This is a genomic window from Streptomyces sp. NPDC058051 (assembly GCF_042885475.1).
Taxonomy (GTDB): domain Bacteria; phylum Actinomycetota; class Actinomycetes; order Streptomycetales; family Streptomycetaceae; genus Streptomyces.
Genome location: NZ_JBHVRW010000005.1, coordinates 250,968 through 267,322, shown reverse-complemented (window position 1 = coordinate 267,322; position 16,355 = coordinate 250,968). Strand labels below are relative to the sequence as shown.

Annotated in this window: 14 protein-coding genes; 7 read left to right on the top strand and 7 right to left on the bottom strand. The window is 70.8% G+C overall.

Annotated features, from left to right (window positions below):
- The first annotated feature begins 7 nt into the window (after positions 1 to 7).
- Positions 8 to 1,162: an acyltransferase family protein gene (locus tag ACFVUT_RS11165; RefSeq protein ID WP_389645412.1), complete on the top strand. Its 1,155-nt coding sequence runs from the start codon at positions 8 to 10 to the stop codon at positions 1,160 to 1,162.
- Between the two features lie 88 nt (positions 1,163 to 1,250).
- Here the strand turns inward: ACFVUT_RS11165 and ACFVUT_RS11160 are convergent, their stop codons facing one another.
- On the bottom strand, positions 1,251 to 1,757 hold the full coding sequence (locus ACFVUT_RS11160; RefSeq protein WP_389645409.1) for an HD domain-containing protein: 507 nt from the start codon (positions 1,755 to 1,757) through the stop codon (positions 1,251 to 1,253).
- A gap of 249 nt (positions 1,758 to 2,006) precedes the next feature.
- Here ACFVUT_RS11160 and ACFVUT_RS11155 point away from each other — a divergent pair, with 249 nt between their 5' ends.
- From ACFVUT_RS11155 to ACFVUT_RS11145, 3 genes are all read left to right on the top strand, one after another.
- Entirely contained in the window at positions 2,007 to 3,110 is a 1,104-nt protein-coding gene (locus ACFVUT_RS11155) for a hypothetical protein (protein WP_389645406.1), read from the top strand.
- Between the two features lie 24 nt (positions 3,111 to 3,134).
- On the top strand, positions 3,135 to 3,998 hold the full coding sequence (locus ACFVUT_RS11150) for a DUF3592 domain-containing protein (RefSeq protein WP_389645403.1): 864 nt from the start codon (positions 3,135 to 3,137) through the stop codon (positions 3,996 to 3,998).
- A 237-nt stretch (positions 3,999 to 4,235) separates the two neighbouring features.
- Positions 4,236 to 5,432: a cation:proton antiporter gene (locus ACFVUT_RS11145; protein WP_389645401.1), complete on the top strand. Its 1,197-nt coding sequence runs from the start codon at positions 4,236 to 4,238 to the stop codon at positions 5,430 to 5,432.
- 264 nt (positions 5,433 to 5,696) lie between these two features.
- Here the strand turns inward: ACFVUT_RS11145 and ACFVUT_RS11140 are convergent, their stop codons facing one another.
- Positions 5,697 to 6,842, bottom strand: coding sequence for a PP2C family protein-serine/threonine phosphatase (locus tag ACFVUT_RS11140; protein WP_389645398.1), 1,146 nt, complete (start codon positions 6,840 to 6,842; stop codon positions 5,697 to 5,699).
- 104 nt (positions 6,843 to 6,946) lie between these two features.
- On the opposite strand from ACFVUT_RS11140, the gene ACFVUT_RS11135 reads away from it, so the two are divergent.
- Positions 6,947 to 8,179, top strand: coding sequence for a GNAT family N-acetyltransferase (locus ACFVUT_RS11135; protein WP_389645395.1), 1,233 nt, complete (start codon positions 6,947 to 6,949; stop codon positions 8,177 to 8,179).
- Positions 8,180 to 8,246: 67 nt separating this feature from the next.
- On the opposite strand, the gene ACFVUT_RS11130 is transcribed toward ACFVUT_RS11135, so the two are convergent.
- Complete coding sequence (locus tag ACFVUT_RS11130) at positions 8,247 to 9,098, bottom strand: Fpg/Nei family DNA glycosylase (protein ID WP_389645393.1); 852 nt, start codon at positions 9,096 to 9,098, stop codon at positions 8,247 to 8,249.
- 118 nt (positions 9,099 to 9,216) lie between these two features.
- Positions 9,217 to 9,705 (bottom strand): ribose-5-phosphate isomerase, encoded by a 489-nt coding sequence (locus tag ACFVUT_RS11125; protein WP_389645390.1) that lies wholly within the window; start codon positions 9,703 to 9,705, stop codon positions 9,217 to 9,219.
- A gap of 249 nt (positions 9,706 to 9,954) precedes the next feature.
- Here ACFVUT_RS11125 and ACFVUT_RS11120 point away from each other — a divergent pair, with 249 nt between their 5' ends.
- Positions 9,955 to 11,421, top strand: a complete 1,467-nt coding sequence (locus ACFVUT_RS11120; RefSeq protein WP_389645387.1) for an amino acid permease — start codon at positions 9,955 to 9,957, stop codon at positions 11,419 to 11,421.
- A 118-nt stretch (positions 11,422 to 11,539) separates the two neighbouring features.
- Here the strand turns inward: ACFVUT_RS11120 and ACFVUT_RS11115 are convergent, their stop codons facing one another.
- The gene (locus tag ACFVUT_RS11115; RefSeq protein WP_389645384.1) at positions 11,540 to 12,136 is read right to left on the bottom strand and encodes a biotin transporter BioY; all 597 of its coding nucleotides are present in this window, start codon (positions 12,134 to 12,136) and stop codon (positions 11,540 to 11,542) included.
- Between the two features lie 426 nt (positions 12,137 to 12,562).
- Between ACFVUT_RS11115 and ACFVUT_RS11110 the strand changes: the two genes are divergently transcribed.
- Positions 12,563 to 13,981 (top strand): amino acid permease, encoded by a 1,419-nt coding sequence (locus tag ACFVUT_RS11110; protein WP_389645381.1) that lies wholly within the window; start codon positions 12,563 to 12,565, stop codon positions 13,979 to 13,981.
- Here ACFVUT_RS11110 and ACFVUT_RS11105 read toward each other — a convergent pair.
- Together ACFVUT_RS11105 and ACFVUT_RS11100 are read right to left on the bottom strand one after the other, a co-directional pair.
- A complete protein-coding gene (locus tag ACFVUT_RS11105) occupies positions 13,971 to 14,606 on the bottom strand; it encodes a histidine phosphatase family protein (protein ID WP_389645378.1) in 636 nt (211 codons plus the stop codon). The genes ACFVUT_RS11110 and ACFVUT_RS11105 overlap by 11 nt on opposite strands.
- The gene (locus ACFVUT_RS11100; protein WP_389645763.1) at positions 14,603 to 16,030 is read right to left on the bottom strand and encodes an FGGY-family carbohydrate kinase; all 1,428 of its coding nucleotides are present in this window, start codon (positions 16,028 to 16,030) and stop codon (positions 14,603 to 14,605) included. The genes ACFVUT_RS11105 and ACFVUT_RS11100 overlap by 4 nt, the downstream gene beginning before the upstream one ends.
- Positions 16,031 to 16,355: the final 325 nt, after the last annotated feature.

Genomic DNA, 16,355 nt, shown 5'->3' with positions numbered 1-16,355 from the left:
GCTTTAGATGTTCCACGCTCCGAACGTATTTCAGAGGGCCCCGCTCCCATCAGCGACCCGGGAGTCGGAGCCCAGACGTCAAGGGACGACGACCACCACCGCGCCACCTCCGGCAACGGTAACGAACAAGCCTTCGACCACCCCGCCGGCGAAGAAGCGCGACGCCTACTTCGACAACGTCAAATACCTGGCCATCGTGCTTGTCGCGGTGGCCCACGCGTGGGAACCGGTGATGGACGGCAGCCGGACCACCCGCGCGCTGTACATGGTCGCGTACACCTTTCACATGCCGGCGTTCATCATCGTCTCCGGCTATTTCTCCCGCTCGTTCGACATGTCGGCCCCCAAGGTAAAACGCCTGGTCACCGGCGTCGCCGTGCCGTATGTGGTGTTCGAGACGGCGTATTCGCTGTTCAAGCGGTACGCGGACCACTCGCCCGATCAGCCGATCAGTCTGACCGACCCCTTGTATCTCACCTGGTTCCTGGTCGCTCTGTTCATCTGGCGGATCACCACACCGCTGTGGCAGGCGCTGCGCCATCCACTGCCGGTGGCACTCGTCATCGCCGTGCTCGCTTCTTTCTCCCCGACGATCGGCGATGATCTCGATCTCCAGCGCGTTCTGCAGTTCCTGCCGTTCTTCGTGCTGGGGCTCCAACTCAGGCCCGAGCATTTCGAGCTGGTCCGTCGGCGTGAGGTGCGGATGCTCGCGCTCCCGCTGTTCGCCGGGGGCCTGGCTCTCGCGTACTGGCTCGCGCCACGCATGCAGTTGGGCTGGTTCTACCGCAGCAACAGCGCTCAGGAGATGGGCGCTCCGTGGTGGTCCGGCGCCGTGATGACACTCGTGATGTTCGCGTGCGCGCTGCTGCTCACCGTCGCTTTCCTGTCCTGTGTGCCGACCCGCCCCATGTGGTTCACGGTGCTCGGCGCCGGAACGATCTGCGGCTACCTGCTGCACGGATTCCTGATCAAGGGCGCCGGATACGCCGGGGTCTTCGACGCCCACGCGTGGCTCGCCGCGCCCGGCGGTCTGGTCCTCGTCTCCGTGGTCGCGGCCGGTGCCGTGACTCTGCTGTGCACGCCGCCGGTACGGCGGGTGCTGCGTCCGCTGACCGAGCCGGACATGAACTGGGCGTTCCGGCGCAACGCGTCCAGACTCTGATCCGTCCTCGATCCGACTTCGATCCGTCCTCGATCCGTGCTCGTCCGAACCCCCGGTCCGCCGTTGCCCGGACTCCGGTCGGAGTGGATCAGCCCTTCGCCGTGTTGGCTTGAACCGATTGCTCGACGGGGGTTCCGCCTGAGGTGAGCCCGAGCAGCCCCCGTACCAGCGCATACTTCTCGGCCAGCCGGGTACGGGTCGCCGCTTCCAGTACGGCGAGGCGGGCCGGGTCGGCGTTGTGCGCCAGGTCGGACTCCTTGATCAACAGGGCTCCCGGGGTGTCGAGGATGCGCCGGGTGTAAGAACCGAGGTCCTCGCCGTCACGTTTGGTCACGGCGAGGACCATGTCTTTGACCTGCTGGGGCAGCGCGGCGTCGGCCAGCCATTCCCGCGACAGCGCGTCGTCCTCGACGGCGTCGTGCAGCCAGGCCGCCGCGATCTGCTCATCGCTGCCGCCCCTGATCCGCACGCCCTCCGCGACCGCGGCGAGGTGCTCGGCGTACGGACGCCCCGCCTTGTCCCGCTGGTCGGCATGGGCCGTGCGGGCGATCGCCTCGACTTCGGCCAGGGTCAGATGTGCGCGCGGCGTGGTCATCGTCCGACCCTACGGCCGGACGGCCGTTCCGGGGGCGTCGCCGAGGTGAGCCCTGAAACCGCCGCGCCACCGGGTGGGCGCGACGTACGACCAGGCTGGGGCCCGCAGGATCCCCGAGGAGCCGAGCCGTGATCGTTCCTTGGTGTTCAACTCAGCGGTGTTACCGGTGGGATCCCTCATCCACAGGTCTGTCCACAGGTCTGTCCACAGGTCTGTCGGCCGTTACCCATGACGTGCACAATCGGTCACATGACGATCACTGCGGGCGCACCGCCCACGCACAACACGCCTGCCGACCTCGCTCGGGGGTTTCTGACGGGCGGCGTGATCGGGGCGTCGCTGACCGCCTTCATCGGTGGCTGTGTCGTCGAGAGTGCGCCGCTGATCGTCACGGGGCTGGTCCTGCCCGCGTTCTACGGGCTCCTCTTCTTCCTCGCCACGCTGCCGCGCCGGGCCCGGGAGGCTGCTGTCGCGCCGCGCGCGGCGCTCGCGGTGATCGAGAGTCTGGAGGCCGTCGGGGGTGAGACCAGCGACGTGCCGGTGCGGTTCGAGCTGTCCGTCGCGCCGGACGACGCACCCGCGTTCCGTGTCGAGATACGGCAGGACGTCAACCTCGTCGAGCTGCCCGAATACCGGCCGCGCGGGGTCGTGGTGGTGGAGTATCCGCCGGACCGACCGTGGAAGACGCGGATCGTGAAGCGGCCGACGCCGGAGTGGGAGGAACGGGCGGCCGTGGCCCAGGTGGACTCGGTGCCCGGTCCGGCCATGAAGAGCGAGACCCCGGGGGGCTGTTTCGGCGCGCTCCTCACTTTCCTCGGGCTGCTGCTCGGCGCGGCCGCAGTGCTCCTGCTCTTCCGTGCCGACCTGTTCGACTCCCACGAGGGCGAGAGCGGCGCCCCCAAGCCGTCCGTCTCTTCCTCCTCTTCCTCGTCGTCCACGACCACCGTGACGTCGGCGACGGGCACGGTCACCCTCGGCCCTGGCCAGTCGATGCTCGACGAGGGTGAACTGCGCAAGGCCGTCGAGTCGTTGACGCAGGGCGCGGACAAGCGTCAGGCGCTCACCGTCGTCGTCCAGGACCGCCTGCTGACGGTCGTCTTCTCCCCCACCGGCGTGAAGACCGCCGGGTTCGACCCGAAGTCCCTGCCCTACGACCGCGTCCCCGGCCTGGTCGAGGAGGCCAGGACCAGCCTCGGCGTCGAGTCCCCGCAGAGCTGGCAGCTCACCGCCGACGGCGTCACCGGCTCGCTCACGCTCAGGGTCATGGTCACCGGCGCCGGCGCCGGCGCCGGGGGCACGGGAACGCTGGAGGCGGACGGCCAGGGCAAAGTGCTGCGGCGCAGCGGAAATTGACCGGATCGGCAGGAGGAGGGGCGCATGGGGTGGAACGAGTTCCTGGTGCTGTGGTGTGCGGGGTGGGGTGTGGTGGCGCTGATCGGGTACGGCATGTCGCTGGCCGGAGTGACCAAGGCGCAGCGGACGGTCCGGCTCACAGGGCGGATCGAGCGGGTGCGGGAGCCCCGGCACGGCGGATCCCGGAGGGGCGGGATATCGGTGGTGGTCTCCTACCGCGACCCGGCCTCGGGTCAGGAGGTCACCGTGACGAACGACGGTGAGCGGGGCGAGATGATCACCTCCGCGTGGGAGGGCCGGGAGATCGGGGTCAGCCACCCGCGGGGCAGACCGCACGCCTACCGGTTCTCCCCCACTCCGGAGGAGCCCGGTCGTGGGCTGGGCCTGCCAGGTTTCGCGGTCTTCCTGGTCTACGTCGGGCTGGTGGTCCTCGCCGCGGTCGACTGGGGGTGGCCGTGGGCGCTGATCGGCTTCGGCGGGCCGTGGGCGGTCTCCGGCGCCGTTCAACTGCCCGGGGCAGTACGCGCCAAGAACCGCCGCATCGAGAGACTGGCCGCGATGGACACCGTGCGGGGACAGGTCGTCGCGGTCCTGAAGGACGTCAGTGTCGACCAGGACGACGGCCACACCTCGACCACCATCACCCCGGTCGTGTCGTTCACCACCCACGAGGGCACGGCCGTCACTGCCCACTGCACGTCGAACCTCCCGGACCAGGCCGGCGCGTACAGGCGTGACGTCACGGTCCACTACACGTCCGCCGACCCGGCCGAGTTCACCCTGGACCGCGCGGCAGAACACCGCTCGGAGGAGCGGGACGTGACGCTCCACGTCCTGGCGATCGTCGTGCTCGTGGCGACGGCCGTGGCGGGAGTGGCGCTGCTCTGAGGCCGAGCGAGGCTCTGGTGAGGCCCGAGAGGGCCGGGACGAGGTCGAGTCGGGGCGAGTGCGGGCGGCGCAGCAACGGAAGGTGCGGGCCGGGGCGAGGGCGGGTCCGCCTTCGCCCCGGGGGTGGTCATAGTTGCAACGTCAATCGTTCGGTAAACTAATTACTGACGTTCTCTTGACGATCTCTTGACCTAGCGAAGGATCGGGCTCATCGGACACGCAGACACACTCATCGCCATGGGCGGCGCCTTCCTCGCCGCCGCCGTTCTCGCCCGCGTCGGCAGCCGCATCGGACTGCCGACCATCCCCCTGTTCATCCTGGCCGGAATCCTGCTCGGCCCGCACACGCCGGGCATCGTGCTCGTCGCCGACCCGCACGATCTGGAGATGCTCTCCGCACTCGGCCTGGTGCTGCTGCTCTTCTACCTGGGCCTCGAATTCCACCTCGACGACCTCAAGGCCGGCGGCCGCAAGATGGCGCTCGCCGGCGGCACCTATCTCGCCCTGAACGTCGGAGCCGGGCTCGGCTTCGGATTCGCGCTGGGCTGGGGCACGTCCGAGGCGCTGGTCCTCGCCGGTGTGCTCGGCATCTCGTCCTCGGCCATCGTCACCAAGGTCCTCGTCGACCTGAGCCGTATCGGCAATCCGGAGACGCGACCGATCCTCGGCATCATCGTCGTCGAGGACGTGTTCCTCGCCCTCTATCTGGCCGCTCTCCAGCCGATCCTGTCGGGCGCGGACAGCCTCGCCGCCGCGGCGGTCGACGGCGGAAAGGCCTTCGGCTTCCTGCTGCTGCTCGCCCTGGCCGCGCGGTTCGGCACCAAGGTCATCGGCCGGCTGATCAACACCCCGGACGACGAACTCCTCGTCATCTCCTTCCTCGGCGCCGCGGTCTTCGTGGCCGGAGTGTCGGAGTGGTTCGGGGTCGCGGACGCGATCGGCGCGTTCATGGTCGGCCTGATGCTCGGCAGCACGACCTCGGGCACCCGCATCCTCAAGCTCGTCCACCCGCTGCGTGACGCCTTCGGTGCGATCTTCTTCTTCGCCTTCGGCCTCTCCATCAACCCGGGCGATCTGCCGACCGTACTGCGGCCGGTGCTGGCCGCCGTCGCGGTGACCCTCGCCATGAACGTCCTCGCCGGAATCGCCACCGCCAAGGTGTACGCGTTCGGTCCGCAGGCCACGGCGAACATCTCCACCACCCTGGTGGCCCGTGGCGAGTTCGCCCTGATCCTGGCCACGATGGCGGCGGCCACGGGGCTGGACGAACGGCTCTCGCCGTTCATCGCGGGCTATGTGCTCGTCCTCGCCGTCCTCGCACCACTGGCGGCAGGCAGGTCGCACTGGCTGGCCCGCTTCCTGCCCGGCGGACGGGGCCGGGGTGAGGACAGTGACCGCGAGAGCGACGCCGAACAGGTCACGGCCCCGGTCTGAGTCCACGGCCGCATGTCCGGGTACGGAGCCACGGCAGCCCCGCACCCGGGCATGTCGGTGTCCGCACCCGGACATGTCGGTGTCCGCGCTCGGGCGACGAGCCCGTTCCCGTGGGCTGTGCACGGTTCGGGCCGTCGACCACGGCCGGTCCGGACCGTGGACCGTGTCCGGTTCAGGCCGTGGACCGTGACCGGTTCAGGCCATCGACCACGGCCGGTTCAGGCCGTCGACCACGGCCGGTTCGGGCCGTGGACCGTGCCCGGTTCAGGACTTGCGTGACAGGAGCAGCAGCGCCCGGTCGTCGTTGACGTCCTTGGCGCATGCCTCGATCAGATGCCAGGCCGCGCCCTCGAAACCGGTGGCCACATAGCGGTCGGCCTCGCCGGTCAGCCGGTCGATGCCCTCCGCGATGTCGCGGTCGGCCGCTTCCACCAGGCCGTCCGTGAACAGCATCAGCACGTCGCCGGGGGCGAGCGAGCCCTTGACGGCGTCGAACTGCGCGCCGTCGTACACCCCGAGCAGCGGGCCCTCCGCGGCCTTCTCCTCCCACAGCCCGCTGCCCGAATGGAGCTGCAGCGCCGGTGGGTGCCCCGCCGAGAGGAGCTCGTAGTCGCCCGATTCGAGGTCCAGGACCAGATGGATCGAGGTGGCGAAGCCCTCGTCCCAGTCCTGGCGCAGCAGGTAGCCGTTGGCCGCCGGCAGGAAGCTGTGCGGGGGCAGCGAGCCGAGGAGACCGCCGAAGGCGCCGGACAGCAGCAGGGCGCGGGAGCCCGCGTCCATGCCCTTGCCGGAGACGTCGGTGAGTACGGCCTCCAGAGTCCGCCCGCCGTTGGTGCGCGCGGCGACGACGAAGTCACCGGAGAAGGACTGCCCGCCCGCCGGGCGCAGCGCCATCTCGCGGTGCCAGCCCTGCGGCAGCCGCGGCAGGGCGCTCTGCACCCTGATGCGTTCGCGCAGGTCGAAGAGCATGGTGCCGCCGCGCCGCCACGGCACACCGACCCTGGCCCGGAACTGGGCGAGGACCAGCCCGAAGAAACCGCAGGCCGCGACCACCAGGACGATGCCGGGTGTCACCCGCGCCGGGCCGTCCTCGTACGGGCCCAGTGCGAGCGACTCCACGATCAGGGCGGTGGCGGCGGTGGCGTACAGACCGAGCAGGCTCGCGGGCCGCAGCAGCAGTCCGCCCGCGACGATCGGCAGCACGAGCGCGGCCGGCGAACACCACACCGCGTCGAGCAGGGTGGCGCAGGTGATGGCCGGGATGGTGAGCAGCAGACCGGCCAGCGCGATCCAGTCCGACCCGTCGCCGCGGAAGTAGTCGACTCCGGATTTGCGCAGCGCGATGCGTGCCCGGTGCGCCGATTTCCGCAATCGGGCCGGGTACGTGTCTGCTCCTGCGCGACGGGCCATTGCCGGGACTTTATCCACCCGGCGGCCTCCGGTGCAGGGGGACCCCGTGACAATGTGTTCGAAATCGGGTCGACCGGCGGTCTTTCCCCTGGTAGGCATGGCTCATGACTACTGAGTTGCGCGTCCTGCGACCGTCCGAATGGAACGAATGGTTCGAGTGTCTGGAACTCGCGTTCGGCGGGATCGCGGAGCCGCCCGAGCAGCGGGCGCTGTACGAGCAGCTGACCGAGCACGAGCGGTCGATCGGCATCTGGGACGGTACCGACGTCGTCGCCACGGCCGGGGCGTTCAGCTTCCGGGTCGCCGTGCCGGGCGGGGCGCTGGTGCCTGCCGCCGGGATCACGATGGTGAGTGTCGCGTCCACCCATCGCAGGCGCGGGCTGCTGACCTCGATGATGCGCCGGCAGCTCGACGACTTCCGGGCGCTGGGTGAGCCGATCGCCGTGCTGACGGCCTCGGAACCGGCGATCTACGGCCGGTTCGGGTACGCCGTGGCCTCACGTCAGATGTCACTGGTGATCGACACGGACCGGGTGCGGCTGGCGGTGCCCGAGGGCACGGACGGGGTGCGTCTGCGGCATGCGAGGCCCGGTGAGGGGACGGCCGCGTGCGAGGGCGTGTACGCGCGTCTGGTGGCCGGCCGACCCGGCACCCCGGCCCATGGGCCCGGCTGGGAGAAGAAGCCGATGGTGGACCCGGTGAGCTCCCGGGAGGGCGGTTCGGCGCAGCAGTGCGTGCTGGCGGAGCGGGACGGCGAGGTCGTCGGCTGTGTGACGTATCGCATGAAGCCGGACTGGGACAAGGCCGGCCCCAAGGGCACCGTCCTGGTGAACGATCTCGCCGCGCTGGATCCGGCGGCGTACGCGGCGTTGTGGCGGTTCGTCTTCGAGATCGACCTGATGTCGGCGGTCGAGGCGCGGAACCGGCCGGTCGACGACGCGGTGCTGCACATGGTCTCGGATGTACGGCGGTGCGACGTCCGGGTCCGGGATGCGCTCTATGTGCGGCTGGTGGACGTGGGGGCCGCGCTGGAGGCGCGGGCGTACCGGGCGCCGGTGGATGTGGTGTTCGAGGTGGAGGACGCGTTCTGCCCCTGGAACGCGGGGCGTTGGCGGCTCACGGCTGACGCGAAGGGCGTCGCGTCGTGCCGGCGGACCGATGACGCGGCCGATCTCGTCCTTTCCGTGCGGGAGTTGGGTTCGGTGTATCTGGGCGGCGAGTCGCTGAGCGCGTTGGGCCTGGCCGGACGGGTACGGGAGTTGCGGGAGGGTGCGCTGGCGGAGGCGTCGCTGGCGTTCTCGTCGGACGCGGCGCCGTGGTTGCCCCGAGGGTTCTAGGGCGTCTCGTCCCCCGGCACCGGGCCGGAAGGCTCTGCGAGGTCTTCCGTCGGGATCGGGCGCCGGATCAGCGGCGCGACCCGGTCCGGTCCGGCCCGGGCGAAACGCCCTGGGCGGGCTGGCAGCCCGAGCACCAGAAGAGGTTGCGGGCGGCGAGATCGGCGGTGCGGATCTCGCCGCCACAGATGTGGCAGGCCTGCCGGGCCCTGCGGTACACGTACACCTCGCCGCCGTGGTCGTCGACGCGTGGCGGACGCCCCATCGCCTCCGGCATGTGCTCGGGACGGACCGTGTCGATCCGGTTGTTCCGTACGCCTTCGCGCATCAGCACCACCAGGTCCGCCCAGATCGCGTCCCACTCGGCGCGCGTGAGGTCCTTGCCCGGGCGGTAGGGGTCGATGCCGTGCCGGAACAGCACCTCCGCGCGATACACGTTGCCGACGCCCGCGATGACCTTCTGGTCCATCAGCAGGGCCGCGACGGTGATGCGGCTTCGGGAGATCCGCCGCCAGGCCCGCTCGCCGTCCTCGTCGGTGCGCAGCGGGTCGGGGCCGAGGCGGTCGTGTATCGCGCGCTTCTCCGGGTCGGTGATCAGCGCACACGTGGTGGGGCCGCGCAGGTCGGCGTGGTGGTCGTCGTTCACCAGGCGCAGCCGGACCGTGTCGGTGGGCGGCGGGGCCGGGGCCGTACCGAAGCCGAGCTTGCCGAAGAGGCCCAGGTGGATGTGGATCCAGCCGGCGCCCTCGAAGCCGAGGAAGAGGTGCTTGCCGTGGGCGTCGACGCCGGTGAACGTCCGGCCGTCGAGCAGCGCGGCACCGGCGGAGAACCTGCCCTGCGGGCTGCTCACCCGGACCGGCCGCCCGGCGAACCTGTCCCGGTGGTCCGCCGCGAGGCGGTGGATCGTGTGTCCCTCGGGCACGGCGGCGGCTCTCCTCGATGACGTGGGGGCGGGGTGGGACGCGGCGGCGGGGTGAGCGGAGGACCCCGGGAAACGGCTGTGCCGCCGGGAGCACCGGCGGCACAGGGGTGGAGGCCGGTCAGCCCTGCTGCGGGTGGTGGGCCGGGATCGGGGGGAGCTCGCCGGTCGTCTCGTACGCCGTCAGCATCTCGATGCGGCGGGTGTGACGTTCCTCGCCCGAGTACGGGGTGGCGAGGAAGATCTCGACGAACTTGGTGGACTCGTCCACCGAGTGCATCCGGCCGCCGATGGCGACCACGTTGGCGTTGTTGTGCTCGCGGCCGAGCGCGGCGGTCTGCTCGCTCCAGGCGAGCGCGGCACGCACGCCCTTGACCTTGTTCGCGGCGATCTGCTCGCCGTTGCCGGAGCCGCCGATCACGATGCCGAGGCTGTCCGGGTCCGCGGCCGTCCGCTCGGCGGCACGCAGGCAGAACGGCGGGTAGTCGTCCTGGGCGTCGTAGATGTGGGGGCCGCAGTCGACGGGCTCGTGGCCCTGGGCGGTGAGCCACTCGACGAGGTGGTTCTTGAGTTCATAGCCGGCATGGTCCGAGCCGAGGTACACGCGCATGTGACGAGTGTGGCACGAGCGTCGCCGGGTAGCCGCCATCGGGGTCGGAGCCTTCCTGCCGGACCGACGGCGGAACCGCGCAGGGGCTCCGTCTGCCCGCCCGTGTGCGCAACGCCACTCGGACAACGATCCGGAAGGAGGGGTTCCGCTTTCACGGCTCGGTGGGCTTCAATGCATCACTCGCCGTCGCACCCCGCCACGGCGATCGGCACACGGAGAGCGATCCGGACGAACGTAAGGACTCGATCCATGACATCGCAGACGACTCTGACCGGACCGGGCCATCGGCCCGGCGGTCCGGACCGGCCGGACGATCCCGGGACACCGGGTTCCTCCGACGGTCTCCAGGCAGGTCTCAAGAACCGCCATCTCTCGATGATCGCCATCGGCGGCGTGATCGGCGCGGGTCTCTTCGTGGGCTCCGGCTCCGGCATCGCGGCGGCGGGACCGGCCATCCTCGTGTCCTACGCCCTGGTCGGCCTCATGGTCGTCTTCGTCATGCGGATGCTCGGCGAGATGGCGGCCGCCCGTCCCAGCTCGGGCTCCTTCTCCGCCTACGCCGACCAGGCGCTGGGCCGCTGGGCCGGTTTCTCGATCGGCTGGCTGTACTGGTTCTTCTGGGTCGTGGTGCTCGCCGTCGAAGCCACGGCGGGTGCCAAGATCCTGGAGGGCTGGGTGCCGGGCGTCCCGCAGTGGGCGTGGGCGCTGATCGTGATGGTCGTGCTCACCGCGACGAACCTGGTCTCGGTGGGTTCGTACGGCGAGTTCGAGTTCTGGTTCGCCGGGATCAAGGTGGTGGCGATCAGCGCGTTCGTGGTCGTCGGACTGCTCGCCGTCTTCGGGCTGCTGCCCGGCTCGGACAACGCCGGCTCGGGGTTCGCCCACCTCAGCGACAGCGGCGGCTTCTTCCCCGAAGGGCCCGGCGCGATCCTCACCGGTGTGCTGATGGTCGTCTTCTCCTTCATGGGCAGCGAGATCGTCACCCTTGCCGCCGGCGAGTCCGAGAACCCGCAGCGCGCCGTCCAGAAGGCCACCAACAGCGTGATCTGGCGGATCGCCGTCTTCTACCTGGGCTCGATCTTCGTCGTGCTCACCCTGCTGCCGTGGAACGACGCCTCGATCCTGAAGGAGGGCAGCTATGTGGCGGCGCTCAACTCCATCGGTATCCCGCACGCCGGTCAGGTGATGAACGTCATCGTGCTGACGGCCGTACTGTCCTGTCTCAACTCCGGCCTCTACACCGCGTCACGGATGGCCTTCTCGCTCGGCGACCGCGGGGACGCGCCGAGGGCGTTCGCCCGGACGAACAAGCGCGGCGTGCCGCAGGCGGCCATCCTGTCCTCCGTCGTCTTCGGCTTCGTCGCCGTGTTCTTCAACTACCAGTGGCCGGACACCGTCTTCCAGTTCCTGCTGAACTCCTCCGGTGCGGTCGCCCTGTTCGTCTGGCTGGTCATCTGCTTCACGCAGCTGCGGATGCGGGCCATGATCCTGCGCGAGCAGCCGGAGAAGCTGGTCGTACGGATGTGGCTCTTCCCGTACCTCACCTGGGCGACCATCGCGATGATCTCGTTCGTCCTCGTCTACATGCTGACCGACGACGGCGGACGCGAGCAGGTGCTGCTCTCGCTGCTCGTCGCGGCCGTGGTGGTGGGCATCTCGCTGGTGCGTGAGGCCCGGAACCGCAAGAGCCGCACCGCCGGGGAAACACCCGGCTGAACCTCTCCTTCGCGGCGGGACCGCACCACGGGATCCCACGGTGCGCGGACGCACGAGAGGCTCGCCGGTCCGGTGTCGCGTCACGCCCCGGCGAGCCTCTTCGAAGGGAGTTGCGGCGTCAGCCGCGACGGCCGATGAGCTTCCAGGATGCGGGCAGCGCTCCCATCGCCAGCGCCGCCTTCAGCGCGTCACCGAGCAGGAACGGCACCAGGCCGGCCGCGATCGCGGCGCTCGCCGACATGCCGGTGGACAGCGCCAGGTACGGGACGCCGACCGCGTAGATGACCGCGGATCCGACCACCATCGTGCCCGCGGTGCGCAGCGCGGAGCGGTCGCCGCCGCGACGGGCCAGCGCGCCGACCACGGTGGCGGCGAGCAGCATGCCGAGGACGTAGCCGAACGAGGCGCCGCCCGCGCCGGAGCTGCCGCCCGCGAACCACGGCATGCCCGCCATGCCGATGAGCGCGTACACGGCGAGGGAAAGGAAGCCGCGGCGGGCGCCGAGCGCGGTGCCGACGAGGAGGGCGGCGAAGGTCTGGCCGGTGACCGGGACCGGGGAGCCGGGGACCGGAACGGCGATCTGGGCGGCGATGCCGGTGAGCGCGGCGCCACCGAGGACCAGGGCCGTGTCGACGGCGTAACGGTTCCTGGCGGCGGGCAGCAGGTCGGCGAGGACCGCTCCGGTACGGGCAGGGGCGGCGGCAGCAGTGCTCATCGGGACTCCGCGGGGTGAGGGCAGGTGGGGACAGACTGAGGCTGACGTTAGCCCACGGGTTAACGCTCGATCACCATCAGTGGCCCACAAAGCGGTGGCGGAGCCTTTGGTGGGGTTCACACAAAGCGGCGCAGGCCCTCACGCGACGACGTGACGCTTGTCACTGTGGTGGCCGAACGATCGGCCCGCCTTCTGCCGGAAGGACTCATCGAGAGAGACTGTAGGTTCTCGCCAATTCCGCCCAGGAGAGCACCCAGGAGCTCCAGGGCCGCCCCGCGAGCGCCCCGACCGCCCGGCGGCACCCTTATGCACACCTTGTGCGCACTTTGTGACCGTATAGCGGACAACGGTTCCCCCTGCACGGGGTGCACGGTCAGACTGTGTGCGCACATCCCCCACGTCTCACCTACCGAACAGAGCTTGTCCATGTCTCGGAATTCCGCGCCTCCCCCCACAGGCTCCCCGGCCGCCGTCTCCGAAACCGGTCCCGATACGGCGCTCACCCACGGGCTCAAGCAGCGCCATCTTTCGATGATCGCCCTCGGTGGTGTCATCGGCGCCGGACTCTTCGTCGGCTCGGGTGCGGGGATCGCCGCCGCGGGCCCGTCGGTCGTCATCGCGTACGCCGTCTCCGGCCTGCTGGTGATGCTCGTGATGCGGATGCTCGGCGAGATGTCGGCCGCGAACCCGGCCTCCGGTTCCTTCTCCGTCCACGCGGAGCGGGCGATAGGGCCGTGGGCGGGATTCACCGTGGGCTGGGCGTTCTGGGTGCTGCTCTGTGTCGCCGTGGGCCTGGAGGGCATCGGTGCCGCGAAGATCGTCACCGGCTGGCTGCCCGGAACGCCGGAGTGGGCCTGGGTCGCGCTGTTCATGGTGGTGTTCCTGGGCGCGAACCTGGCCTCGGTGAAGAAGTTCGGCGAATTCGAGTTCTGGTTCGCCGCGCTCAAGGTCGCGGCGATCACGCTCTTCCTGGTCCTGGGTGTGCTGGCGATCCTCGGCGTGCTGCCCGGAACCGACGCCCCCGGCACCACCAACCTCAGCGGCGAGGGCGGCTTCCTGCCGAACGGCTCCGAGGGCCTGGTGATCGGGCTGCTCGCCTCCGTCTTCGCGTACGGCGGTCTGGAGACCGTCACCATCGCCGCGGCCGAGTCCGAGAACCCGGTGCGGGGTGTCGCCAAGGCGGTGCGGACGGCGATGTGGCGGATCGCGCTCTTCTACGTCGGCTCGATGGCCGTCATCGTCACGCTGGTCCCGTGGGACGACCCGAAGGTCGTGGAGGTCGGGCCGTTCTACGCGGCTCTGGACCACCTCGGCATCGGCGGCGCCGCGGAGATCATGAACGTGGTCATCCTGGTCGCCCTGCTCTCCGCGATGAACGCCAACATCTACGGCGCCTCGCGCATGGCCTGTTCGCTGGTCGCCCGCGGCCAGGGGCCGAAGCGGCTCGGCCGGATCTCCTCGGGTGTCCCGCGCAGGGCCGTCCTGGTCTCGTCCGTGTTCGGCTTCCTGTGCGTGCTGCTCAGCTACTGGCGCCCCGACGACGTCTTCCCGTGGCTGCTCAACATGATCGGTGCGGTGATCCTGGTCGTCTGGATCTTCATCGCCGTCTCCCAGCTGATCCTGCGCGACCGGCTGGAGCGCGAGGCCCCGGAGAAGCTGGTCGTGCGGATGTGGCTCTTCCCGGTCCTGACCGTGCTGGCACTCCTGGCGATGGCCGGCATCTTCTTCCTGATGCTCCGGCAGCCCGACACGCGCGACCAGCTGATGGCCTCCGGCATCCTGACCGTCGCCCTGGTGGTCATCGGTGTCGTACGGCAGAGGCGGTCCGCACCGCTCAAGGGCTGACGTCCGGTGCGCACGGCAGGTTGAGGGAGAGCAGCGCACCGCCCTCCTCCCCGATGCGCACCTCACTCACCGCGGCGTTCCGCAGCCGCGGGAAGACCCGGCGGTAGGCGCCCAGCGGAATCGACAGCAGTTCGCACAGCACGAGTCTCAGCAGGGTGTTGTGCGCGACGACGAGTACCCGCTGCCCCGGGTGCCCGTCCGCGATCCGGCGCAGCGCCGTCGTTCCCCGGGCCGCCGCCGACCGGGGGTCCTCGGCCCCGGGAAAGGGATGGGTCACCGGGTCGGCGCGGTACTCCCTGGCCCGCTCCGGATGCTCGGCCGCGAACTCCGCCAGGGTGCGCCCCTCCGCCTCGCCGAAATCGCATTCGCGCAGGTCGTGTTCGCGCCGGGCGGCGATCCCGAGCGCCCAGCACGCGGGCTGCGCGGTCTCGATCGCGCGCGTGAGCGTGGACGTCCAGATCGCGTCGACCGGGTGCCGGGCCACCCACTCGCCCAGGTGCCCGGCCTGGCGGTGCCCTTCTTCGGTGAGGCCGATGTCACTGACTCCGGCGTAGCGGTTCTCCGCGTGCCAGACGGTCTGACCGTGACGGGCGAGCAGCAGGGCGGTGCTCGGGCGGTCGGTCATGGTCTCTCCGTTCGGGTGCGGGCGTGGGCGGCGACCGGTGCGGGGAGCCAGCCCCGTCGCTCCAGTTCGTCCACCAGCGTGAGGTACGGCTCGGAGTATCGCGCGGTACGCGCCGGATCGGGGCGCAGTACGTGCCGCAGGCGCACCATCCGGCTCGCCGCCTCGTGCAGGGTGGCCGTCGCCCGTGCCCCGTACGCGGCGAGGACGGCCATGCCGAGGGCGGGCTCGCTGTACTGCGGGATGTAGACGGTCCGGCCCAGGATGTCGGCGCGCAGCCGGCTCCAGTAGCCGCTGCGGACCGCGCCCCCGGTGAAGGTGACCGGCCCGTGCAGCGGGGCTCCGAGCAGGTCGAGGTAGTCGAGGCAGAGCCGTTCGACCAGGCCCACTCCGGTCAGCAGGGCCGCCCAGTGCTCGGCGTCGTCGGCGGGCTCGCCGAGCAGGAACCCGGTGGCCCGGGGCGCGACGAAGGGGAAGCGTTCGCCCGTCGCGACCAGGGGGTACGCCACCACACGCGCCGGCTCGTACGCACGGGCCAGGGCGTCCATGCGGGCCGGATCCACGCCGGGGAAGGCGGCGGCCAGCGCCCCGGCACCGACCCCCGAGGCGCCCCCCGGCAGCCGGCTCCCGTCCGGCGCCCGGTGGTTGTAGACCACACCGGCCCGGTCCACGACCGGCGACGCGGTGACCCCCTTGAGGACCAGCGTCGTGCCGAGCACCGAATTCCAGGAGCCCACGGTGAGCGCACCGGACGCGATCTGTGCCGCACACCCGTCCGTCATCCCGGCCACCAGGAGCGTGCCCGCCGGAATCCCGGTCTCCGCCGCGGCCGTCCGCCCCACCTCACCGATCCGCCGGCCCGGCCGCACCACGTCCGGGAGCAGTCCGTCCGGCAGGCCCAGCCCGGCGAACCGCCGGTGCGGCCAGGCGTCCCGCTCGACGTCGTAGCCGGTCTTCAGGGCATGGCTGGAGTCGGTGGGCAACGGCGTTCCGGCAAGCCGCGCCAGGACCAGATCGGCCTGATGCATGACGCGCACGGACCCGCCCCCGCCTGCCCCGTACTCCCGCAGCAGCCACATCACCTTGGGCAGCGCCCAGCTCGGCGGGGTTGCGGCCCTGGCCGCCTCGGTCACGGCGCGTCCGTCGTCGTACATCACCCCCGGGGTGAGGGGCCGTCCTTCCCGGTCGCCGAGCAGCACGGTGCCGGAGGTGGCGCAGACGGCGAGCGCACGTGGTGCGGGGCAGTCGCGCAGTGCCTGGCGGCTGGCCGCGCACACGGCCGTCCACCAGTCGAGGGGCCGCTGCTCATGGCGTACGCCGTCACGGGTGCCCGAGAGGGGGGCGGAGCCGCTGCCGAGGATCTCGCCCCGGTCTCCTGCCACCACCGCGCGGACGCTCTGCGTGCCGAGATCGATGCCCATCCACATATCGGCCCCCTCTGTGAACTTCTCACTCTGCACCGAGAATTTCCGTTGCGCGAGGGATTGACGGCCAACTTGCCTTGTTCCAAGCTCTGTTAACCAGTCGACTCAACGTGTGAACGGGCACTTCCGCCGCCTGTCCCCGGCCGGACCGTGGAGGTCACGGATGGACATGCACGCGCACGACCGGCACCGGTTCCTCTCCTTCGGCACGGCGGCGGCAGCGTCCGCCGGCCCGCGCCGGCGCGGTCACGGTCAGGAGCGACGGACGGCGGCTGCCCCGTGTCGTCGCGCGCGCCGACACGGAGGGCCCGGGCCCCGGCCGGTCGGT